Annotated in this window: 18 protein-coding genes and 10 tRNA genes; 21 read left to right on the top strand and 7 right to left on the bottom strand. The window is 64.4% G+C overall.

Annotated elements, in window-relative coordinates:
• Nucleotides 1-77: 77 nt before the first annotated feature.
• The gene (locus IFT58_RS13120; RefSeq protein ID WP_188324899.1) at nt 78-848 is read right to left on the bottom strand and encodes a Bax inhibitor-1/YccA family protein; all 771 of its coding nucleotides are present in this window, start codon (nt 846-848) and stop codon (nt 78-80) included.
• A gap of 203 nt (nt 849-1,051) precedes the next feature.
• On the opposite strand from IFT58_RS13120, the gene IFT58_RS13115 reads away from it, so the two are divergent.
• Both IFT58_RS13115 and IFT58_RS13110 read left to right on the top strand, forming a co-directional pair.
• Nucleotides 1,052-1,128, top strand: a tRNA-Pro gene (locus IFT58_RS13115).
• 41 nt (nt 1,129-1,169) lie between these two features.
• Nucleotides 1,170-1,246, top strand: a tRNA-Arg gene (locus IFT58_RS13110).
• 229 nt (nt 1,247-1,475) lie between these two features.
• Here IFT58_RS13110 and IFT58_RS13105 read toward each other — a convergent pair.
• Nucleotides 1,476-1,943 carry a GNAT family N-acetyltransferase gene (locus tag IFT58_RS13105; protein ID WP_197974622.1) on the bottom strand — a complete coding sequence of 156 codons (468 nt, stop codon included), beginning with the start codon at nt 1,941-1,943 and terminating at the stop codon, nt 1,476-1,478.
• 345 nt (nt 1,944-2,288) lie between these two features.
• On the opposite strand from IFT58_RS13105, the gene IFT58_RS13100 reads away from it, so the two are divergent.
• Entirely contained in the window at nt 2,289-2,651 is a 363-nt protein-coding gene (locus IFT58_RS13100) for a helix-turn-helix domain-containing protein (RefSeq protein WP_192095391.1), read from the top strand.
• 26 nt (nt 2,652-2,677) lie between these two features.
• Here the strand turns inward: IFT58_RS13100 and IFT58_RS13095 are convergent, their stop codons facing one another.
• Nucleotides 2,678-3,499 carry a LexA family transcriptional regulator gene (locus IFT58_RS13095; protein WP_192095389.1) on the bottom strand — a complete coding sequence of 274 codons (822 nt, stop codon included), beginning with the start codon at nt 3,497-3,499 and terminating at the stop codon, nt 2,678-2,680.
• On the opposite strand from IFT58_RS13095, the gene IFT58_RS13090 reads away from it, so the two are divergent.
• Entirely contained in the window at nt 3,488-3,760 is a 273-nt protein-coding gene (locus IFT58_RS13090) for a hypothetical protein (protein ID WP_192095387.1), read from the top strand. The two genes, IFT58_RS13095 and IFT58_RS13090, sit on opposite strands and share 12 nt — an antisense overlap.
• On the opposite strand, the gene IFT58_RS13085 is transcribed toward IFT58_RS13090, so the two are convergent.
• Complete coding sequence (locus IFT58_RS13085) at nt 3,757-4,179, bottom strand: hypothetical protein (RefSeq protein WP_192095386.1); 423 nt, start codon at nt 4,177-4,179, stop codon at nt 3,757-3,759. The two genes, IFT58_RS13090 and IFT58_RS13085, sit on opposite strands and share 4 nt — an antisense overlap.
• 458 nt (nt 4,180-4,637) lie before the next feature.
• Here IFT58_RS13085 and IFT58_RS13080 point away from each other — a divergent pair.
• The 3 genes from IFT58_RS13080 (at nt 4,638) to IFT58_RS13070 (ending at nt 5,051) form a co-directional block, all read left to right on the top strand.
• Nucleotides 4,638-4,714: transfer RNA gene (locus IFT58_RS13080), tRNA-His, on the top strand.
• An 83-nt stretch (nt 4,715-4,797) separates the two neighbouring features.
• Nucleotides 4,798-4,873: transfer RNA gene (locus IFT58_RS13075), tRNA-Lys, on the top strand.
• A gap of 102 nt (nt 4,874-4,975) precedes the next feature.
• Nucleotides 4,976-5,051: transfer RNA gene (locus tag IFT58_RS13070), tRNA-Lys, on the top strand.
• A gap of 60 nt (nt 5,052-5,111) precedes the next feature.
• Here the strand turns inward: IFT58_RS13070 and IFT58_RS13065 are convergent.
• Complete coding sequence (locus IFT58_RS13065; protein ID WP_192080912.1) at nt 5,112-6,338, bottom strand: GAF domain-containing sensor histidine kinase; 1,227 nt, start codon at nt 6,336-6,338, stop codon at nt 5,112-5,114.
• A gap of 200 nt (nt 6,339-6,538) precedes the next feature.
• Here IFT58_RS13065 and IFT58_RS13060 point away from each other — a divergent pair.
• From IFT58_RS13060 to IFT58_RS13010, 11 genes are all read left to right on the top strand, one after another.
• Nucleotides 6,539-6,623: transfer RNA gene (locus IFT58_RS13060), tRNA-Leu, on the top strand.
• A gap of 209 nt (nt 6,624-6,832) precedes the next feature.
• The gene (gene tig / locus IFT58_RS13055) at nt 6,833-8,128 is read left to right on the top strand and encodes a trigger factor (RefSeq protein ID WP_192095384.1); all 1,296 of its coding nucleotides are present in this window, start codon (nt 6,833-6,835) and stop codon (nt 8,126-8,128) included.
• 69 nt (nt 8,129-8,197) lie between these two features.
• Nucleotides 8,198-8,824 (top strand): ATP-dependent Clp endopeptidase proteolytic subunit ClpP, encoded by a 627-nt coding sequence (gene clpP / locus IFT58_RS13050; RefSeq protein WP_188324886.1) that lies wholly within the window; start codon nt 8,198-8,200, stop codon nt 8,822-8,824.
• 126 nt (nt 8,825-8,950) lie between these two features.
• Nucleotides 8,951-10,240, top strand: a complete 1,290-nt coding sequence (gene clpX / locus IFT58_RS13045; protein WP_188324885.1) for an ATP-dependent Clp protease ATP-binding subunit ClpX — start codon at nt 8,951-8,953, stop codon at nt 10,238-10,240.
• 142 nt (nt 10,241-10,382) lie between these two features.
• The gene (lon, locus tag IFT58_RS13040) at nt 10,383-12,848 is read left to right on the top strand and encodes an endopeptidase La (protein ID WP_188324884.1); all 2,466 of its coding nucleotides are present in this window, start codon (nt 10,383-10,385) and stop codon (nt 12,846-12,848) included.
• Between the two features lie 199 nt (nt 12,849-13,047).
• Nucleotides 13,048-13,320, top strand: coding sequence for an HU family DNA-binding protein (locus IFT58_RS13035; protein WP_042613351.1), 273 nt, complete (start codon nt 13,048-13,050; stop codon nt 13,318-13,320).
• A gap of 11 nt (nt 13,321-13,331) precedes the next feature.
• Nucleotides 13,332-13,406: transfer RNA gene (locus IFT58_RS13030), tRNA-Val, on the top strand.
• A gap of 27 nt (nt 13,407-13,433) precedes the next feature.
• Nucleotides 13,434-13,510: transfer RNA gene (locus IFT58_RS13025), tRNA-Asp, on the top strand.
• A gap of 83 nt (nt 13,511-13,593) precedes the next feature.
• Nucleotides 13,594-13,670: transfer RNA gene (locus IFT58_RS13020), tRNA-Asp, on the top strand.
• A gap of 105 nt (nt 13,671-13,775) precedes the next feature.
• Nucleotides 13,776-13,852 (top strand) — tRNA-Asp (locus tag IFT58_RS13015).
• 177 nt (nt 13,853-14,029) lie between these two features.
• Nucleotides 14,030-15,988: a peptidyl-prolyl cis-trans isomerase gene (locus tag IFT58_RS13010; protein ID WP_192095382.1), complete on the top strand. Its 1,959-nt coding sequence runs from the start codon at nt 14,030-14,032 to the stop codon at nt 15,986-15,988.
• A gap of 310 nt (nt 15,989-16,298) precedes the next feature.
• On the opposite strand, the gene IFT58_RS13005 is transcribed toward IFT58_RS13010, so the two are convergent.
• Complete coding sequence (locus IFT58_RS13005; protein ID WP_192095380.1) at nt 16,299-17,516, bottom strand: lytic transglycosylase domain-containing protein; 1,218 nt, start codon at nt 17,514-17,516, stop codon at nt 16,299-16,301.
• The gene (gene gloB / locus IFT58_RS13000) at nt 17,513-18,277 is read right to left on the bottom strand and encodes a hydroxyacylglutathione hydrolase (protein ID WP_192095378.1); all 765 of its coding nucleotides are present in this window, start codon (nt 18,275-18,277) and stop codon (nt 17,513-17,515) included. Before gloB ends, IFT58_RS13005 begins: the two co-directional genes overlap by 4 nt.
• A gap of 11 nt (nt 18,278-18,288) precedes the next feature.
• Here gloB and IFT58_RS12995 point away from each other — a divergent pair, with 11 nt between their 5' ends.
• Genes IFT58_RS12995 through dnaQ form a run of 3 tightly spaced genes read left to right on the top strand, consistent with a single transcriptional unit; the run spans nt 18,289 to nt 20,147 of the window.
• On the top strand, nt 18,289-18,972 hold the full coding sequence (locus tag IFT58_RS12995; protein WP_188324880.1) for a hypothetical protein: 684 nt from the start codon (nt 18,289-18,291) through the stop codon (nt 18,970-18,972).
• Nucleotides 18,959-19,414 carry a ribonuclease HI gene (gene rnhA, locus IFT58_RS12990; RefSeq protein ID WP_188324879.1) on the top strand — a complete coding sequence of 152 codons (456 nt, stop codon included), beginning with the start codon at nt 18,959-18,961 and terminating at the stop codon, nt 19,412-19,414. Before IFT58_RS12995 ends, rnhA begins: the two co-directional genes overlap by 14 nt.
• A gap of 4 nt (nt 19,415-19,418) precedes the next feature.
• Entirely contained in the window at nt 19,419-20,147 is a 729-nt protein-coding gene (gene dnaQ / locus IFT58_RS12985) for a DNA polymerase III subunit epsilon (protein ID WP_192095377.1), read from the top strand.
• The last annotated feature ends 146 nt before the right edge of the window (nt 20,148-20,293 follow it).

Below are 20,293 nucleotides of genomic sequence, written 5' to 3'. Positions count from 1 at the left end.
GCGCGGCGCCTCTGCCCTTCCGCCGAGCACAGCTCGGCGTTACAAAAGCAGCATCACGCAGAACCCAACGCGCGCGATCAGCGCTGCTGGATCTTCGACAGCAGGCGCAGGAACTCCACGTACAGCCACACCAGCGTCACCATCAGGCCAAACGCGCCGTACCACTCCATGAACTTCGGTGCGCCCTGCTCAACACCGCTTTCAATGAAGTCGAAATCCAGCACCAGGTTCAACGCCGCCACGATCACCACGAACACGCTGAACGCGATGCCCAGGCCGCTGGCTTCATGAATCACCGGCACGTTGATGCCGAACAGGCCCAGCACGATCGAGGCCAGATACAGCAGCGCGATCCCGCCGGTCGCGGCCACCACGCCCAGCTTGAAGTTCTCGGTGGCCTTGATCAGCCCACTGCGATACGCGACCAGCAGCGCAACCAGCGTGCCGAACGTCGCCAGCACAGCCTGGAACACGATGCCCGGGAAGCGCTGCTCGAACACAGCGGAGATGGCGCCCAGGAACAGGCCCTCCACCAGCGCATACATCGGCGCGGTCACCGGCGCCCAGGTCTTCTTGAACACGGTGATCAGGGCCAGGATCAGGCCACCGACCGCGCCGCCGATGGCGTAGCCCATGCCCGCCGACGACAGCGTGCCGGCCATCTCGCCGCTGGTGACCAGCGCCTGGCTCCACGCAAACGACGCGGTCAGCACGGTCAGCAGCAGCAGCACGCCGGTCTTGTTGACCGTGCCATTGAGGGTCATCACCTGATCGCCGCGCGCCGAAACGGTGCCGCTGCCAAGGTCGAGGAAGGTGGACTCGGAAAGAGCCGGGTTGCCGCTGCGCATGTGCGTTCTCCGTGCGTGAAGGGGGTAGGGGGCCATCCGGCCGCTGCGCACGATCATAACGGACACGCTGCGCCCACGGCGTTGAGGGGCCCCGGCGCCTTGCAGATAAGGGGCTGAACCGACCGTTCTGTTTGACAGATCAACGCACGGTTGTTCACAATCCCCGTCTGCTCGTGGGCCCGGCCCCAGGCAGGATGCATCGCCGGGGTATAGCGCAGTCTGGTAGCGCGCCTGCTTTGGGAGCAGGATGTCGGGGGTTCGAATCCCTCTACCCCGACCAACCCATCGCCCTCGATAGAGCGGGTTGGTTAACCGGTTCGGGCGCCCGTAGCTCAACTGGATAGAGCACCGGCCTTCTAAGCCGGCGGTTACAGGTTCGATTCCTGTCGGGCGCACCATTTATCTCACCCTGCGTCTCCCGCATGTCCGTGCGTTGGCCCTGATGAAGGGGGAGCAAGTGACGAAGTTCCGCGCGTTCGCATTCGCAGTGGCCATGGCGCTGACGACCTCCAGCGTAGCCGCAGCCGCACCACGCGCGAACGCGGAAGCACAGCAGCGTCTGTGGGATCTTGTAGAGCTGCATGCGCAGAGTCGACATCAGCCCCGCCGATGCCACCCTCTCCCGGCTCACTCTGGACTGATCGCACGTCCCGGCAGCACTTTCTCCATCCGCACGTCACCGTCGGCCAGTTCTGCAACCTGGACCCAGCCGCGTCTCTCATAGAATTCCCGCGCTCGGCTCGCGTAGGCGGTCTCCAGCCAGATCCGCTCGTGATGCTGGAACAGGAACGCCTCTGCGGCGGCCATCAACACGCTGCCTAGTCCGCGTCCCTCCTGATCGGGACGCACGAACGCGGCGAACACGCAGGCGTCCTCGGCGTCCGCCATGGAAAAGCCGACGACCTCGCGTTCAACCTCGACGACCCACACGCAGGACGCTGCTCCGATCATCGCGAGCACCGCGTCGCGGGTAATGCCCCGCTCGGTAAGCTCGGCACGCGTCAGTATGTTCTCGCGCACGCCGACCCTCACGTCGAAGATCGCGTCCACATCGTGCGCCGTTGCCAGTCGAACAGCGCCCATTCCGTCAGTCATTGAAATCGCCTTTCCCTGTTGCAAGCAGCCAAGCATAGCGAATGACGCATTGTCGCTTTGCAACTTCCCTGATGGATGCCGCTGAGCCGCCACTGCCACGATAGCGGTGCTGATCCGCAACGATCAGCCGGGATTGCAGTCCTGATTTCAGAATGGCCGATCAAGCTCTGTTGTCGCCCTCGGGCACGGCGGAGAATGCATCACCCTGCCAGTTCCATGGCGGGCGATGCGCGGGGATGTCTCTCGATCCGCCGGTTTGTTCGGTCATTCTTGCCGGTACTGCAACCCGCATCGCCCGCCACCTCGTGCCTCGGTACAGGTGGCTTCATGCCATGCGAGGTCATCATGCCAGCGAAGATCGATGCGTTTGATCGCGTGTCCACGTTGATGGACGTCGCAGCGGGCCAGCCCGGCATCGCGCCGGCGCCGCAGATGCTGCTGTCCTGTCCTCGATGCGCCACCCTGGCGCTCAGTCACGCGCGCTGGTCCGAAGCGCGCATTGCGCACGCCTGTGGCTGCTCGCAATCCACCGTGCACCGTTTCAAGTGCGGCGTGCAGGCGACCGTGACCTACGAAGTCGGTGCTGCACTGGTCATGACAGCCCACCACCTGGGCCTGCAGGTGCCCACGTCTGGTTGCTGCGGCGGGCACCTGTGCGCACCTCGCAACGCCACGAAGGGGTCACACACTCCGCCGCGATTGCGGTGATCGCCAGCAGCGAAGTGGCCATGCACTCACAGACCGCCCGCGCCCCGGCGATCGATCACGCGTCCAACGATCACCACTTTCTCCAAGTCCCCCGCATCCAGCAGGTCATCGGGATAGCGCGACGCGTCCGGGTTGTCGCACACCACACGCACCTTGCCGTCCGGGGTCTTGAACAGGCGCCGGACCATCAGCTCCGGTTCTCCGCCGCCGCTGATCAGCAGATGCACGCGTCCGTCATGGATGCGCGTATCCGCCAGGTTGATCGCGATCTGATCGCCTTCGAACAGCGTCGGCGTCATCGCTGCGCCGGATATCGACAGCACGCGCACATTCACCGGCGCGGCGTTCTGCTGGGTGAACCAGTCGGCAGGATAGGGGTGATGCCTGCCCGTAGCGGCCAGCTCCACCGCAGGCCGATTGCCCTCGGTGGTGACGCGTCCGACCACTTCAATCACCGCGACATCCGGTTCGCGGTCGCGCAGCATCAGCGCGGCTTTGGCAGGCCGGATGCGATACAGCCCACCATCCTTGCTTGGGATTTCCATCTCCGGCAGATCGGTGCGCAGCTGTTCAACGGACACGCCGAACCAGGTGGCCAGCGGCCGCAGGGTCTTGTCCCGTGGGTCGGCAACCCCTCCTGCCAGCACGCGGTGGACGGTGGGTTGCGGCACCTCCACGTGGCGCGCAAGGGCGTTCTCGCTCAGTCCGTGGGCCTTCATCAGTTGGCGAAGGTTGATGGCCACTTTATGCATATATGAATTGTTTCGATGGCCCTGTAATTGAGATAGTTCGTTTATGTATTGAAAATGATATTCCCCAACGAATAGCATCTCCTGATGGTTATTCATTCCCCCCGCCACGCCGCCGTTGCGTTAGGCAACGCCTTGTGGAGCGAGGCTCGCATCGCCGCTGCGTGCGGCACATCACAGTCGACGATTCATCGCATCAAGCGCGGAACCCAGAAAACCGTCTCGTTCGAAGTAGGCACGGCACTGGTCTTTCTGGCGCAGCAGCAGGGCATCACCGTGGCGACTACGACACTCGATGTGCCGCTGTCGCTGCTGCCGCGTTCGCTCGCCGTCAGTTCGCACGCGGCGCCGAATCGCTAGGCGACGATGATCGATGTCACCGCAGACGGCACCGGCCCGCCGTTTGCCAAGGCGTTCATCAGCGGCAGGTAAGTGCGCCCCAGCTCGGCGCGCCGGGCGCTCAGTGTCTGGATCAACGCGTCGTATTCGCTCCGCATCAGTCGCGGCGACAGCGAGGCCTCAAGCCAGCAGGGAGGACGCAATGGCGGTCGGGATCTGTCGAGGGTCAGCATTCGCTGCTGGATGCGGAGGTCGGATATCAATCCGTCCAGTTCCCGCGATTGCATCAGCATGCGGGTGAGCCACCAGCCTGCGACAGCAGCATGGAAGCCCTCCGTCAGGTCGGACCGTGACCGCCGGGCAGGCGCGTCGAAGTGTGGAGTCAGGGGTAGGGAAGCGACCTGCTGCGATCGAATGCGGATTGGACGGAACGTGTTCATGCGTGGCTAAGTCAGATCATGGAAGTTCCACGCTGACACGGTCCACGGCGATGCTCCAGCCATGCACGGTGCCAAGACGCTAGAACGTCATTTCTGCTGCTGACAGCACCGGCGGGGCACGCGCGGGGAAGAGATGCAAAGCCTTGGGAGCCCTTGATCGTGTAGCTGGGCGGGCGGGGACATGGACAAGCGCGTCAACGCAGTCGATGCCCGTCGATGACCGGCAGTCAGGGGCGGATGGCGACAAGTGCCAGCGGGCGTGGTTGACGCCGCCTGAAGGTCGCTCCGCGACCTCGGATGTGCACGCGTGAATTGCCATCAAGAAAAGCTTGCAATTCCCGGGCGACTTCGTAAAAATAGCGGACTTGCTTCAGCACTCGTCGCTTTCGGGCACAGTCTGCAGCAGAGTTTCTGGTCTGGTGGCAGGCATCAACGCAACCAGATCAAACGTTTCAGTGGTGGCTGTAGCTCAGTTGGTTAGAGTTCCGGATTGTGATTCCGGTGGTCGGGGGTTCGAATCCCCTCAGCCACCCCACTGTTACAGGATCGTCCCTGCCGAAAGCAGGTCGATCATTGCAGTAAGGCGGGATGCAGGGTAAAGTATCCGTCTAGTTTTTCGGGCCGTTAGCTCAGTTGGTAGAGCAGTTGACTCTTAATCAATAGGTCCAAGGTTCGAATCCTTGACGGCCCACCAGACAGAAGCCACCAAGTTCGCTTGGTGGCTTTTTTCTTGGCTATCGAAATTAGTACTTGCAGGCCGTGTAGCGAACACGTCATAATTCGCCTCCCGATTTTCGGGCCGTTAGCTCAGTTGGTAGAGCAGTTGACTCTTAATCAATAGGTCCAAGGTTCGAATCCTTGACGGCCCACCAGACGAAAGCCACCAGGTCATCCTGGTGGCTTTTTTCTTGCGCGGCGTTCAGTGGCCGTCGTCAGGCGGGCAGGGCGAGCGTCTCGTGCGCCAGCGCCGGCATCTGGAACGTGAAGCGGGTGCCGTGCTCGGCATCGGACTTCACCGAAAGCGTCCCGCCGTGCGCCTTGGCGATCTCTGCGGCGATGTACAGCCCCAGGCCAAGGCCGGGGCGCGGCTCCGTCCCGATCTCTCGCGAGAACGGGGTAAACAGCTTGTCCACCTTGTCCGCGGCGATCACCCCGCCGTTGTGAACCTGTAGAACGAACTCCTCATCATCCGCATCGATGCTCAGCGTGATGGGTTCGTCGGCGGCGCCGTGCAGGGCCGCATTGGTCAGCAGGTTGGCCAGCAGTTGCGCCAGACGGTTGGCATCGCACAGCAGCGGACCGCCGAGCACGATGTTCGTCTGGATGTCGGTACGCCCGGTGGCGGCTGCGACTTCCTGCACCACCTGCATCAGCTGCGCGACGAGATCGGCGTTGGACGACAGCGTGACCGGAATGCCGCCGCCCAGTCGGCCGCGGGCAAAATCCAGCACGTCGTTCACCAAACCATCGATGCGCCCAAGGCTGCCGCGAATGCGTGCGAGAAACCGTTGCGCGCGCTCGGACAAGGGTTCCAGCTCCAGCAGCTCGGTGGCGACACTGGCCGCCTGCAGGGGGCTGCGCAGGTCGTGGCCGAGCACGGCGATGAACTGGTCGCGCAGCCCGGCGATGTCCTGCGCAGCGGACAGATCGGCAACGGCCTGCTGCAGTTTCAGCTCGTTGTGCAGGTAATTTCCGATCATCTCGGCGAACAGTTCCAGCGACCGGACCACATGCGCCTCATCGAAGGTGGCGGGCACCGAGTCGATGGCGCACAAGGTGCCGAAGAAGCTGCCGTCCGGCCGGTAGATAGGCACCGAGACGTAGCTTTCCAGCCCGTACATGCGCGGGGTGTGGTGCGTGGAAAAATGCGGATGTGCGCTCGCGTGCCCGAAGATCACCGGCTGCGGCACTTGGCGGATCTCGTTGCAGATCGTCGTTTCCAACACCAGCTGCCCGCCGACGCCCAGGCCGAAACCGAGCGTGTCGTAGGTCGCGCAGGCGATCCACTTGCTGTCGGTGACGCGGGCCACGGCCGCGAAGCGCGAACCGGTGATATGCGCCACGGTTTCAAGGATGCGGGGCACGGCGGCGATCGTGCCGATCTGCGCAATGTCCTTGAGGATGTCCTCGCCCAGCGATGATGCGTCCAGCTGCTGCATGGGAACGCTCGCCTCCTCGGCGGGCAGGTAGGGCTACGGAGAAGTAGGGGGGGCGGGATGCGGTCTGCGACTACGGGCCCATTCTAGAGCATGCCGTGCACGGCACCGGTGTGCCGGCCCCGGCGTGTCGCGGAAAGCCGGGCCCGCACAGGCTCTACCCAAGAAGGCCCTCGGGCTGCGACAATATCCGGCTGGACATTGCGAAAGTGGCGGAATTGGTAGACGCCCTGGATTTAGGTTCCAGTGCCGCAAGGCGTGGGGGTTCGAGTCCCCCCTTTCGCACCACCATACTGCTGGCCCCGCACGGGGGCCGGCGCGGCGCCTGTCAGGGCTGGCCGCCTCCCTGACTGGCCCCCGCTGGCAGTGCCGCCCGATATCGTCCAAACTAAAGGGCTGCGGCGGACGAGCGCCTTCAAACGCCGCGTCCGAACAACCCGTATTCGTCCATCACATCGAACCGGGGGCCAGAAGGGCCACCGGTGGCAGGAGTCAACATGCAAGCTTCGATCGAATCCACCGGCAACCTGGAACGCCGCCTGAGCTTCTCGCTGCCGGAAGATCGCCTGAACACCCACGTCAGTGGTCGTCTGGGCGAAATCGCGCGCACCACCCGCATCAAGGGCTTCCGCCCGGGCAAGGTGCCGGCCAAGGTGATCGAGCAGCGCTTCGGCGCGCAGGTCCGTGGCGAAGCCGTTGACGGCCTGCTGCGCGAAACCTTCGACGCGGCCATCCGCGAGCACGACCTGCGGGTCGTTGGCAGCCCGCGCATCGACAAGGGTGAGCAGGGCGAACTGTCGTTCGTGGCCACCGTCGAGCTGCTGCCGGAGTTCGGCAAAATCGACGTGACCAAGCTGAGCGTGGTCCGCCACGTGGCCGAGATCGGCGATGCCGACATCGACCAGATGATCGAAAACCTGCGCCAGCAGCGCCGTACCTGGGCCCCGGTCAGCCGTGGCGCACAGGAAGGCGACCTGGTCGCGCTGGAGACCTTCTCGCAGGCGGGCGACGAGCGCCTGCCGGCCGAAGGCACCGAGAAGGGCACCATCATCATCGGCCAGAACATGATGTTCGAGGCCATCGAGAAGGGCCTGGTCGGCTTGGCCAAGGGCGAAGAGAAGACCCTGGACGTCGATTTCCCGGCTGACTGGCGCGTCGAGGCCCTGGCGGGCAAGACCGTGCAGGTCACCGTGAAGGTCACCGAGGTGTCCGAAGAGTCGCTGCCGGTGGTGGACGATGCGTTCATCAAGAGCTTCGGCGTGAAGGCGGGTGATGTGGAGCAGTTCCGCAGCGACATCCGCGCCAACCTGGAGCGCGAGCTCAAGGGCGCGCTGATGAACCGCCTGCGTCGCGAAGTCGGTGAGCAGCTGATCGCCGCCTACAGCTCGGTCGAAATGCCGCCGCGCCTGGTCGAGAACGAAGCCCGCGCCATGCTGGCCCAGCAGGTGGACCAGATCCGCCGCAGCGGCCGCGATCCGGGCCAGGTGCCGGCCGATGCGCACGAAAACTTCAAGGACGCTGCTGGCAAGCGCGTGCTGGTCGGCCTGCTGGTCGGCGAAGTGGCCCGCATCAACGACCTGAAGCTGGAGCCGAAGCGTCTGAATGAAACCATGCGCCTGATCGCTTCGACCTACGAAGAGCCGGAGCAGGTCATTGAGATGTACCGCAACGACCCCCAGCTCATGTCGGGTCTGCAGAACCGCGTGATGGAAGAGCAGGTGATCGATTGGATCGCCGAGCGCGCCCAGCACACCGAGGAAACGCTGTCCTTCCAGGACGCGATCCGCGGCTGAGTTCTGCGCAAGCCAGGCCCCGCGCTGCAAGGCGCGGGGTAGTTCCCCCCAACACAGGTGCCTCACGATATGGACAACCGAACCAAAGCCCTCAATCTGGTTCCGATGGTGGTCGAGCAGACCGCCCGCGGCGAGCGCGCCTATGACATCTACTCGCGCCTGTTGAAAGAGCGCCTGATCTTCCTCGTGGGCCCGATCGACGATCACATGGCCAACGTGGTGGTGGCGCAGCTGCTGTTCCTGGAAGCGGAAAACCCGGAAAAGGACATCAGCATCTACATCAACTCGCCCGGTGGCGTGGTAACGGCCGGCATGGCGATCTACGACACCATGCAGTACATCAAGCCGGACGTGGCGACCATCTGCGTCGGTCAGGCTGCCTCGATGGGGGCCTTGCTGCTTGCATCGGGCGCCCCGGGCAAGCGGTATGCGCTGCCGAACTCGCGTGTGATGATCCATCAGCCGCTGGGCGGCTACCAGGGTCAGGCCACGGACATCGACATCCACGCCCGCGAAATCCTGACCCTGCGCGCCCGCCTGAATGAGATCCTGGCCAAGCACACCGGCCAGTCGCTGGAGACCATCGCGCGCGACACCGAGCGCGACAACTTCAAGAGCGCGGTCGAGGCAGCAGCGTACGGTCTGGTGGATCAGGTGCTGGAACGTCGTCCGGAAGACTCGATCCAGGCTGGTTGATCACAGCGCAACGGTCGGTTTTCCGACTGGACATGCAGGGTCGGGCAGGGCTGGTGCCCTCTCGACCCTGTGTTATTCTCGAATTGAACCCCCGTCGCACGGGTGGGGTAACTGGGTAAGCGAAGCATGAGCGAAGACCGCCAAGGTCGTTCCACGGACAGCGGCAAGATTCTTTACTGCTCGTTCTGCGGCAAGAGCCAGCACGAGGTGCGTAAGCTCATTGCCGGCCCGAGCGTGTTCATCTGCGATGAATGCGTAGAGCTGTGCAACGACATCATCCGTGAAGAACTCGAAGAGAAAGCGCAGTCGGCCCGCAGTTCGCTGCCCAAGCCGCGCGAGATCCTCGAGGTCCTGGACCAGTACGTGATCGGCCAGAAGCGCGCCAAGCGCACGCTTGCCGTGGCCGTGTACAACCACTACAAGCGCATCGAGAGCCGGCAGAAGAACGACGAGGTCGAACTGGCCAAGTCGAACATCCTGCTGGTCGGCCCGACCGGTTCGGGCAAGACGCTGCTGGCCGAAACGCTGGCCCGGCTGTTGAATGTGCCGTTCACCATGGCCGACGCCACTACGCTGACCGAAGCCGGTTACGTGGGCGAGGATGTGGAGAACATCATCCAGAAGCTGCTGCAGAAGTGCGACTACGACGTCGAGAAGGCGCAGCAGGGCATCGTCTACATCGATGAAATCGACAAGATCTCGCGCAAGAGCGAGAACCCGTCGATCACCCGCGATGTGTCCGGCGAAGGCGTGCAGCAGGCCCTGCTGAAGCTGATCGAAGGCACCGTTGCCAGTGTTCCGCCACAGGGTGGTCGCAAGCATCCGCAGCAGGAATTCCTGCAGGTCGACACCAAGAACATCCTGTTCATCTGTGGCGGCGCGTTTGCCGGCCTGGACAAGGTGATCCAGCAGCGTTCCACCGAAGCGGGCGGCATCGGCTTCGGGGCGAAGGTGAAGAGCAGCGAGCGCAAGCAGGAAATCGGCAAGCTGCTGGCTGAAGTCGAGCCGGAAGATCTGATCAAGTTCGGCCTCATTCCGGAGTTCGTCGGCCGCCTGCCGGTGGTTGCTACCCTGGAAGAGCTGGACGAGACGGCGCTGATCACCATCCTGACCGAGCCGAAGAACGCCATCACCAAGCAGTTCAAGAAGCTGTTCGAGATGGAGAACGTCGAGCTGGAGTTCCGCCCCGATGCACTGGCGGCGATCGCCCGCAAGGCGCTCAAGCGCAAGACCGGTGCCCGCGGCCTGCGCACCATCGTCGAATCGGTCCTGCTGGACACCATGTACGAACTCCCTTCGCAGGAGAACGTGACCAAGGTGGTAGTGGACGAATCGGTGATCGAGCACAAGTCCGAGCCGTACCTGATCTATCAGACGCCGCCTGCACCTGAACAGAAGGCAGCGGGCGCTGAGTGATTCTTTCAATCGATTGATTTGAAAGTTGTTTTTCGGAGCATCTTGCATCCGCACGCCGATGGCCCCATAACGGGGCCATCGGCTTTTTTGTCTCTGGCCCAGTGTGGACCGGAGATGGCATTCCCCCCTTCCTGGAGCCCCCATGGCCCGTTCCCCAACTGAGACTCTCGACCTGCCGGTACTGCCGCTGCGTGACGTGGTGGTGTTCCCGCACATGGTCATCCCGCTGTTCGTCGGCCGTGACAAGTCCATGCACGCGCTGGAAAAGGCGATGGAAGCGGACAAGCGCATCCTGCTGCTGGCGCAGAAGTCGGCCGAGACCGACGATCCGCAGGAGTCGGATCTGTACCAGGTAGGCACGCTGGCGCAGGTGCTGCAGCTGCTGAAGCTGCCCGACGGCACCATCAAGGTGCTGGTCGAAGGGTTGTCGCGCGTGCAGGTCAGCCATGTGGGCGAGCTGGACGGCGCGCTGCAGGGCCAGGCTGTGGAGATCCAGGCCGAGGACCCGCGCGAGGCACGTGAGATCGAAGCGATCGCACGCTCGCTGATGTCGTTGTTCGAGCAGTACGTGAAGACCAACCGCAAGCTGCCGCCGGAGCTGCTGCAGACGCTGGCGGGCATCGAAGAGCCGGCGCGTCTGGCCGACACCATCGCCGCGCACATCAGCGTGCGCCTGGCCGACAAGCAGCGCCTGCTGGAAGTGCTGCCGGTGGGCGAGCGCCTGGAAATGCTGGTCGGTCTGGTCGATGGCGAAATCGACGTGCAGCAGATGGAAAAGCGCATCCGCGGCCGTGTGAAGTCGCAGATGGAAAAGAGCCAGCGCGAGTACTACCTCAACGAGCAGATGAAGGCCATCCAGAAAGAACTGGGTGACCTGGATGATGCGCCGGGCGAGCTGGAAGAGCTGGCCCGCAAGATCGCCGAAGCCGGCATGCCCAAGCCGGTGGAGACCAAGGCCAAGGCCGAGCTGACCAAGCTCAAGCAGATGTCGCCGATGTCCGCCGAAGCGGCCGTGGTGCGCAACTACCTGGATTGGATCCTGGGCGTGCCGTGGAAGAAGCGCACCAAGGTGCGCAAGGACCTCAAGGCCGCGCAGGACACGCTCGATGCCGACCATTACGGCCTGGAGAAGGTCAAGGACCGCATCCTGGAATACCTGGCGGTGCAGTCGCGGGTCAAGCAGATGCGCGGCCCCATCCTGTGCCTGGTGGGACCGCCCGGTGTGGGCAAGACCTCGCTCGGCCAGTCCATCGCCAAGGCGACCAACCGCAAGTTCGTGCGCATGAGCCTGGGTGGCGTGCGTGACGAGGCCGAGATCCGTGGCCACCGTCGCACCTATGTCGGCTCCATGCCGGGCCGCATCGTGCAGAACCTCAACAAGTGCGGCAGCAAGAACCCGCTGTTCGTGCTCGATGAGATCGACAAGATGTCGATGGATTTCCGCGGCGATCCGTCGTCCGCGCTGCTGGAAGTGTTGGATCCCGAGCAGAACAATGCGTTCAACGACCACTACCTCGAAGTGGACCTGGACCTGTCCGAAGTGATGTTCGTAGCGACCTCCAATTCGCTGAACATTCCGGGCCCGCTGCTGGACCGCATGGAAGTGATCCGCATCCCCGGCTACACCGAGGAAGAGAAGCTCAACATCGCCATGCGCTACCTGGTGCCCAAGCAGATCAAGGCCAATGGCCTGAAGGCTGAGGAACTGGAGATCGATGCAGCCGCCATCCAGGACATCGTGCGCTACTACACGCGCGAATCCGGCGTGCGCAGCCTTGAGCGCGAGATCGCCAAGATCTGTCGCAAGGTGGTCAAGGAGATCGCGCTGGCCGGTCCGGGCGGCATGCCGAAGCCGGCCAAGCTGGCCAAGGGCAAGAAGTCGAAGAAGACCGCGCTGGTCAACGTCGACGGCAGCAACGTGGATACCTACCTGGGCGTGCGTCGCTTCGACTTCGGCCGTGCCGAAGAAGAGAACGAGATCGGCCTGGTGACGGGTCTGGCATGGACGGAAGTCGGCGGTGATCTGCTGCAGATCGAATCCACGCTGGTCCCGGGCAAGGGTCAGTTGATCCTGACCGGCCAGCTCGGCAACGTGATGAAGGAGTCCGCATCGGCTGCGTTGTCGGTGGTGCGCTCGCGTGCCGTGCAGCTGGGCATCGATGCCGGCTTCCTGCAGAAGCAGGACGTCCACGTGCACGTGCCGGATGGCGCGACGCCGAAGGATGGCCCCAGTGCCGGCGCTGCGATGGTGACCTCGCTGGTGTCCATCCTGACCAAGGTGCCGGTGCGCGCCGATGTGGCGATGACGGGTGAAATCACCCTGCGTGGCCGTGTCACTGCGATCGGCGGGCTGAAAGAGAAGCTGCTGGCCGCGCTGCGCGGTGGCATCCGGACGGTCATCATCCCGGAAGAGAATCGCAAGGACCTGGCGGATATCCCGGCCAACGTCACCCGCGACATCAAGATCATCCCGGTGAAGTACATCGAGGAAGTGCTGGAGCTGGCGCTGGAGCGTCCTCTCGCGCCGAAGAAGGCACGCAAGACCGCGCAGCGTGTCACGGTTCGCAGCAAGGGCAAGACAGCTTCCACCACGCGAGTCAAGCACTGATTGGTGCATTGTAATCGGCCGAAACCCGCGTCATTGCTGGGTTTCGGCTTGCGTGGGTGTAGGGCCACTGGTATAAAAGCAACACTCGCGAATCAGCTTGACCGAATTGAGCGAACCGATCCAACGCCCGCGTTCCAGTTGCATCGAACGTTGGCTTCCCTGGCTAATCCGCGGACCCCCGCATAAGGAGTTGTAGAGAATGAACAAGACCGAATTGATCGACGCCGTTGCCGAGACCGCCGACCTGACCAAGGCCGAGTCCGCCCGCGCCGTCGACGCCGTCGTTGCTGCCGTCACCAAGGCACTGAAGAGCGGTGATGCTGTGACGCTGGTCGGCTTTGGCACCTTCCAGGTCCGTGACCGCGCTGCGCGCACCGGCCGCAACCCGAAGACCGGCGACACCATCGCCATCGCGGCTTCGAAGAATCCGTCGTTCAAGGCTGGTAAGGCCCTGAAGGATGCTGTAAACTAAGCGGCTCGCTGGGGTGCTTAGCTCAGTGGTAGAGCGTCTCCTTTACACGGAGAGGGTCGGGGGTTCGAAACCCTCAGCACCCACCACAGCACCGCAGTAAAAGTTTGAAATGTGGAGCGGTAGTTCAGCTGGTTAGAATGCTGGCCTGTCACGCCGGAGGTCGCGGGTTCGAGTCCCGTCCGCTCCGCCAGTTTCAACGAGGCCTCCGGGTACATCCTGGGGGCTTTGTTTTCTCACCGGCCTGGCCGATGCGGAAACACGGTTTTGCAGTATGGAGCGGTAGTTCAGCTGGTTAGAATGCTGGCCTGTCACGCCGGAGGTCGCGGGTTCGAGTCCCGTCCGCTCCGCCACTGCATCGAAGTAAGGCCTTGTGAAAAACTTCTGAAAAAAGTGTTCATCGGGCTGGGCAATCAGATTATCTTCGGATAGAATGAGCGCCTGCAAAGTTTCAACGCGGAGCGGTAGTTCAGCTGGTTAGAATGCTGGCCTGTCACGCCGGAGGTCGCGGGTTCGAGTCCCGTCCGCTCCGCCACGAATGGAAAGCCCCTGGTGAAAGCCAGGGGCTTTTTTTATGCTTTTTGCGATGGGAGCCGATCCCTTTCGCCCGACGTGACGGATCTGGCCCCCATGCCGTGTGCGCGCCTCTTTTGGAGCCTGCCCTGAAGCGGGTTACACTGCCCGGCTCGCCACTCAGGCCATGATTTTTCCCATGCTGCAGAAACTTCGCGACAAGACCTCGGGCTGGATCGTCACCGTGATCCTGGGGCTGCTGATGATCCCGTTCCTGTTCGTCATCGACTCCAGCTATCTGGGTGGTGTCGGCGCACAGAACGTGGCCAAGGTATCCGCACCGCCATCCTGGTGGTCATCCGCTCCGTCCTGGTGGCCGGCCCGCCTGTTCTGGAAGCACAACGAAATCACCTCGCAGGAATTCCGCGAACGCTTTGAACAAGAGCGTGCCCGCGTGCGCCAGCAGCAGGGTGATGATTTCGATCCGCGTGCGTTCGAAAGCGTGGAGAACAAGCTCGCCGTGCTCGACCAGCTGGTCGACGAACAGGTCGTCCGTCTGGCGGGTGAGCAGGCTGGCGTGGTGATCGGTGACGTGGCCGTGCGCGAGTACATCGCAACGATCCCGGCCTTCCTGGGTGCCGATGGCAAGTTCAACGGCGACCAGTACCGCATCGCCCTGGCCAGCGGCAACCCGCCGCGCACGCCGGCGATGTTCGAGCAGCTGGTGCGCACCAGCCTGCAGCAGTCGATCATTCCGAGCGCGCTGCAGAATTCCGGCTTCGTCACCGAGGCAGAGACCGAGCGACTGCTGAAGCTGCTGGGCGAGACGCGTGACGTGGAGATCGCCATGCTGCCAGAGCAGCCGGCCGACACCGCACCGGTCACCGATGCGCAGATCAAGCAGTGGTACGACACGCATACCAAGGATTTCCGCCAGGCCGAGTCGGTCAAGCTGGAGTACGTGGAGATCAACGGGGCCACGCTGCCGCCGCCGGCAGCCCCCGATGAGGCCAGCCTGCGCAAGCGCTACAACGATGAGAAGGCACGCTTCGCCACGCCCGAACAGCGTCTGGCCTCGCACATCCTGATCAGCACCGGCGACGGTGCCGAAGCCAAGGCGGCCAAACTGGCGACCGAGGCAAAGGCAGCGGGTGCGGATTTCGCAGCGCTCGCCAAGGCCAACTCCGATGACACCGGCTCCAAGGAGCAGGGCGGCGATCTGGGCTGGGTGGATCGCGGCGCGATGGTGAAGCCGTTCGAAGATGCGGTGTTCGCGGCGAAGGCCGGCGACATCATCGGACCGGTGAAGACCGACTTCGGTTATCACGTGATCCAGGTGCGCGAAGTGCGCGGTGGCGAAGGCAAGCCGTTCGAGGAAGTGCGCGATCAGTTGCTGGCCGAGCAGATCAAGGCCGATGGCGAGCGCGGTTACACCGAGCTGGCCGGCCGCGTGGTCGATGCCACCAACAAGAGCCCGAGTGATCTGGCGTCGGCGGCGAAGACCGTGGGTCTGCCGCTGCAGACCGTGGGCCCGTTCACCCGCCAGGACGCGAGCGGCATTGCCGCCAATCCAGCCGTGCTGCGTGCCGCGTTCTCGGACGTCCTGGTACAGGACGGTACCGCGAGCGACCCCATTGCGCTGGACGAGAGCGGCAACCACAGCGTGGTGATCCGCGTGGCAGAGCACACTCCGGAACAGGCGATCCCGCTGGACAAGGCGCGTGAGCAGGTGACCGCCGCGATCCGCGCAGACCGTACCCGCCAAGCGGCAGAAAAGGCAGCCGATGCGCTGCTGGCCAAGCTGAAGGGCGGTCAGACCCTGCAGGGCCTGGCAGAGAGTGAAAAGCTGCAGGTCAGCCCGATGCCCGGCCTGCCGCGCACCCAGCCGGTGCCCACGCCCGAGATCAACCGTGCGGTATTCAGCGCCGCGCTGCCGACCGAAGGCAAGCCGAGCTACGGCAAGATCGACGTGCAGGGCCGCGCCGTGGTGTTCCACGTGACCAAGGTGACCCCAGGGGACCTGAAGGACGTGACGGCCGAGCAGCGCCAGCAGCTCAAGCAGCAGCTGAGCCAGCTCGATGGCATGGCCGCAGCGGATGCGTTCATCAAGTCCACCCGCAAGCGCTTCCTGGTGCAGACCACCGAAGCCAACCTGTAACGGGACGGGCGACATCGCAATGAAAAGGCCCGGCAACGCCGGGCCTTTTTTTGTGTGCTCGCGCATCCTGTCGCCGCGCCACGCCCGGCACACGCAACGATCCGGAAACGCCGACCCACGCTCGGCGGGGGCCTGCGCACGCAACGATCCGGTAGCGCCGAGCCACGCTCGGCGGAGGCCCGCACACGGATACATTCCGCCGAGCACGGCTCGGCGCTACCAGGGAATCGGCTATGCGCCCGGCGGGACCCTGCACACGGATACATTCCGCCGAGCGTGGCTCGGCGCTACCAAAGAATCGCGGCGACCTTCAGTCTTCGACGCGCAGCTGTGCGCCAGGCTTCAACACGCTCTGGCCGCTCAATCCGTTCAAGCTCAGCAGTGCCTTCACCGGCATGCCGTAGCGGCGCGCGATGGTCCATGCAGACTCGCCGTTGCGCACCGTGTGACGGCGGGTGCGTGGCCGATCGGCGACACTGGCCACCGTGCGTGCCACCACCGGTGCGGGCGACACGGCCGCCACAGCGGCAGCCGCCGTCTGGCCGGTCACGCTGCCCGTCGAAGCAATCGCTGCCACCGACGCCGTCTCCGGCGCGCTTACCGGCGCCAACAGGCGCACCGGCGCATTCTGCGGGCGGCCACGGCCATCCGCTGCGGGATTCAGCCGCGCGATGCGTGCCGGGTCCAGCGCACGCTGTGCGGCCCACTGCTGCACGCTGGTGCCGGCCGGCAGGGTGTGGCTTTTCAATACGGGCACCGTCCGGTCCAGCGACGCCATCACCGCCGGCTGTTCCTCGGCATTCTCCAGGACGCAGGCCAGCGCATGCAGCTTCTCCACATACGCGTGGGTGATCGGTGACATGCCGGGCAGATCGGCGGGCACGGCGTTGGTGGAGTTCATGCCGGCCTTGCGCAGGCCCTGCAGCACCCGGTATTCGCCGGCGTTGTAGGCCATCGTGGCCAAGCGCCAGTCGCCGCCGAACATGCCGTGCAGCGTCTTGAGATAGCGCACTGCCGCTTGGGTGGAATCGACAGCCGACAGGCGGCCATCGTAGCCCTCGCTCATCGGAACCCGATGGTTGCGGGCGGTGCTGGCGATGAACTGCCACAGCCCCGCGGGGCCCGCGCCACTGCGCGCATTGGGTCGGTAGCCACTTTCCACGAAGGGGATCAGCGCGAACTCGGTGGGCAGGCTGGCTTTGCGCAGCTCTTCCACCACGTAGCCAAACAGCACCAGCGCATCGTCGTTCTGGTTCGCCAGCCGCGCAGGCGCATGGGCGAATTGCTTCTGCCAGCGCGGGCTGGTCGCCTCGGCGTCGCAGGTCGGCTCAGCCAGGCCCTCGCGGAAGCTGGCGAAGATGTCCTGGCCATTGCGCACGCTGGGCGGCGGCAAGGTTGCAGGATCCAACGGAAGGGCGCCGAGACCGGCCATGTTCTGGCTGATGCCAGCACCGAGTGACTGCGCGTTTGCGGTCCCGGCCAGCCCCAGCAGAATCCCCAGGGCTAGCGGTAGACTTCGGCGCATCATGCGCGAAAGCCGTCTTTCCAGTGCCGAAGTCCGGCCATTACGTCGACATCGTCGTTGACCTCCCGCCCCAGGAAAGCCGCCACCGCAGCGCGTACGGGCGCGGTGTGGGTACGCAGGAACGGGTTGCACTGTATTTCAGTTGCCAGGGAAACCGGCAGGGTAGGGCGATCATCGCGGCGCATGGCCAGGGCCTCCTCTTGGCGTTGCCGCAGGGCAACGTTGGCGGGGTCGACATGCCGCGCGAAGACGGCATTTGACACGGTGTATTCGTGGCCGCAGCACAGGAGCAGCTGCGACGGCAGGGACGCCAACCTGCTCAGGGAACCGAGCAGTTGGGATGGCGTACCTTCGAACAGGCGCCCACAGCCCAGGCTGAACAAGGCATCGCCACTGAAAAGATGTTCATCAGTGTGAAACGCGACATGGCTGTGAGTGTGCCCGGGCACGGATACTACGTGGAACATCCGCCCCGCTGCCTGAACGTGTTCACCATCGGCCACGCGCTCGGTAGCCAGCGGAATGCGCGATTCCTGTGGCGCGATCACCCGGATATCGGGAAATCTGGCCTGCAGCGCGGCCACGCCCCCGATGTGGTCATCATGATGATGGGTGAGCAGGATGGCCTGCGGGCGCAGCCCATCGTCGGCTGCCGCCAGCACAGGGCCGGCATCGCCGGGATCGACGACCACGGCGGTGCCGTCATCGCCGACCAGGCACCAGATGTAGTTGTCCGCGAATGCGGGCAGGGTCATGAGTCGCATAGAATCGGACCATGCCCGTCCTGCCGAGTCTCCGTCAAGCAACGCCCGCCTCGTGGTTCGACAGTGAACCTGCGCAGCTTCTCTATGAATTGGAACAACAGCTGCTGTTGCCGCAGCTCGCCAGCCTGCCCAGCCAGCCTTGGTTGTGGGTTGCCCCCAGCCCGCGGTGGCTGGAGGGGGCGGCCCTGACCGGGCGTGGGTTGCGCCTGCACCCGGAGGGCGGAGGTTACGCAGGTGAGGCGCGCTGCGCGTTGCCGCTGCCGCTGCCCAACGAGAGCGTGTACACCATCGTCCTGCAGCATGTGACGGCCAGTAATGCGGCCCAACTGCTGGCCGAGTGCGAGCGTGTGTTGATGCCGGGCGGCCGGCTGTTCCTGAGCAGCCTCAATCCGTTCAGCCCCTACCGCACCCAGTGGCGCCGTCACGGGATGGTGGTGCGCACGCCGCAGCGCTTGCGGCAGCTGATCGACCGGGTGGGACTGGCATGTGGCGACACCCGTTACATCGGCCCGATGTGGCCGGCCGGCAGCGCGCGCTCCGGCAGCCTGGCGCCGCTGCGGGCCGCCTGTCTGTTCAGTGCGGAAAAACGCACCTTTGCCTTGCCGGGGCCCACGCCCCTGAAGGTACGCTGGGCCGGCCCGATGGCCACGCCCGGCATGACCCGATCGATTCTGGAACCGAATGAAGACCATTGAAGTACACACCGACGGCTCGTGCCTCGGTAACCCCGGCCCGGGCGGCTGGGCAGCCTTGCTGCGTTACAAGACGCATGAGCGCGAACTGAGCGGCGGCGAGCCGGATACCACCAACAACCGCATGGAGCTGATGGCGGCCATCTCCGGCCTGGAGGCGCTGAGCGAACCCTGCCAGATCGTGCTGTACACCGATTCGCAGTACGTGCGCCAAGGCCTGACCGAGTGGATGCCGGGCTGGATCCGCAAGAACTGGAAAACCGCGGGTGGCTCGCCGGTGAAGAACCGCGAGCTGTGGGAGCGCCTGCATGCGGCCACGCTGCGCCACCAGATCGACTGGCGCTGGGTGAAGGGACATTCCGGTGACCCCGACAACGAGCGCGTGGACGTGCTCGCGCGCGAGGCGGCCACCCAGGTGCGCGCGACCGGCAAGGCGGTAAACTGAGCCCATGCGTCAGATCATCCTTGATACCGAAACCACCGGTCTTGCCTGGCAGAAGGGCAACCGCGTCGTCGAAATCGGCTGCGTGGAGCTGTTCAAGCGCCGGCCCAGTGGCAACCACTACCACCAGTACCTGAAACCGGACGTGGACTTCGAGCCCGGCGCGCAGGAAGTCACCGGGCTTACCCTGGATTTCCTGGCCGACAAGCCGGATTTCGCCCAGGTGGCCGAGGCCTTCCTGGCCTTCATCGACGGCGCCGAGCTGATCATCCACAACGCCGCGTTCGACGTGGGCTTCCTCGACAACGAGCTGTCCCGCCTGGGACCGCAGTTCGGCAAGATCACCGACCGCTGCACCGTGGTCGATACCTTGGCGCTGGCGCGCGAGCGCTTCCCGGGCCAGCGCAATTCGCTGGACGCGCTGTGCAAGCGCCTGGGCGTGGACAACGCGCACCGCCAGCTGCACGGCGCGCTGCTCGATGCGCAGATCCTTGGCGAGGTCTACATCGCACTGACCTCGGGCCAGGATGATCTTGGCTTTGACATGGACGAAGACGGCGCCAAGCGCGTGGCCACCATGCAGGGCTTCGACCCGGCCAAGCTGCTGCCGCGCCCGCGCGTGCAGGCCACCGCCTCGGAACTGGAGGCCCATGCCGCCCGCCTGGAGCGCCTGCGCAAGAAAGCCGGCCACGCCATCTGGGACGGCTCGAAGATCGAAGAAGCCGCCGTCGCCTGAAAGCGCCCGGACGGTAGAGCCGGCTTCAGCCGGCTGCTTTCAGACGCTACGGTAGAGCCGGCTTCAGCCGGCTGCTCCAGCCGTTACGGTAGAGCCGGCTTCAGCCGGCTGCTTTCAGACGCTACGGTAGAGCCGGCTTCAGCCGG

The sequence above is a fragment of the Stenotrophomonas sp. CFBP 13718 genome (genome assembly GCF_014842145.1).
GTDB lineage: Bacteria > Pseudomonadota > Gammaproteobacteria > Xanthomonadales > Xanthomonadaceae > Stenotrophomonas.
Note: the sequence above shows the minus strand (reverse complement) of the source record. Positions and strands in the feature narration are given on the sequence as shown.

Bases quoted from the DNA above. Each gene is read 5' to 3' on its own strand.
- IFT58_RS13010 (WP_192095382.1), top strand. From the start codon at position 14,030: ATGCTGCAGAAACTTCGCGACAAGACCTCGGGCTGGATCGTCACCGTG.
- IFT58_RS13105 (WP_197974622.1), bottom strand. From the start codon at position 1,943: ATGACTGACGGAATGGGCGCTGTTCGACTGGCAACGGCGCACGATGTG.
- IFT58_RS13090 (WP_192095387.1), top strand. From the start codon at position 3,488: ATGGTTATTCATTCCCCCCGCCACGCCGCCGTTGCGTTAGGCAACGCC.
- rnhA (WP_188324879.1), top strand. From the start codon at position 18,959: ATGAAGACCATTGAAGTACACACCGACGGCTCGTGCCTCGGTAACCCC.
- dnaQ (WP_192095377.1), top strand. From the start codon at position 19,419: ATGCGTCAGATCATCCTTGATACCGAAACCACCGGTCTTGCCTGGCAG.
- clpP (WP_188324886.1), top strand. From the start codon at position 8,198: ATGGACAACCGAACCAAAGCCCTCAATCTGGTTCCGATGGTGGTCGAG.
- IFT58_RS13100 (WP_192095391.1), top strand. From the start codon at position 2,289: ATGCCAGCGAAGATCGATGCGTTTGATCGCGTGTCCACGTTGATGGAC.
- IFT58_RS12995 (WP_188324880.1), top strand. From the start codon at position 18,289: ATGCCCGTCCTGCCGAGTCTCCGTCAAGCAACGCCCGCCTCGTGGTTC.
- IFT58_RS13035 (WP_042613351.1), top strand. From the start codon at position 13,048: ATGAACAAGACCGAATTGATCGACGCCGTTGCCGAGACCGCCGACCTG.
- IFT58_RS13095 (WP_192095389.1), bottom strand. From the start codon at position 3,499: ATGAATAACCATCAGGAGATGCTATTCGTTGGGGAATATCATTTTCAA.
- IFT58_RS13120 (WP_188324899.1), bottom strand. From the start codon at position 848: ATGCGCAGCGGCAACCCGGCTCTTTCCGAGTCCACCTTCCTCGACCTT.
- lon (WP_188324884.1), top strand. From the start codon at position 10,383: ATGGCCCGTTCCCCAACTGAGACTCTCGACCTGCCGGTACTGCCGCTG.
- IFT58_RS13005 (WP_192095380.1), bottom strand. From the start codon at position 17,516: ATGATGCGCCGAAGTCTACCGCTAGCCCTGGGGATTCTGCTGGGGCTG.
- IFT58_RS13065 (WP_192080912.1), bottom strand. From the start codon at position 6,338: ATGCAGCAGCTGGACGCATCATCGCTGGGCGAGGACATCCTCAAGGAC.
- gloB (WP_192095378.1), bottom strand. From the start codon at position 18,277: ATGCGACTCATGACCCTGCCCGCATTCGCGGACAACTACATCTGGTGC.
- tig (WP_192095384.1), top strand. From the start codon at position 6,833: ATGCAAGCTTCGATCGAATCCACCGGCAACCTGGAACGCCGCCTGAGC.
- IFT58_RS13085 (WP_192095386.1), bottom strand. From the start codon at position 4,179: ATGAACACGTTCCGTCCAATCCGCATTCGATCGCAGCAGGTCGCTTCC.
- clpX (WP_188324885.1), top strand. From the start codon at position 8,951: ATGAGCGAAGACCGCCAAGGTCGTTCCACGGACAGCGGCAAGATTCTT.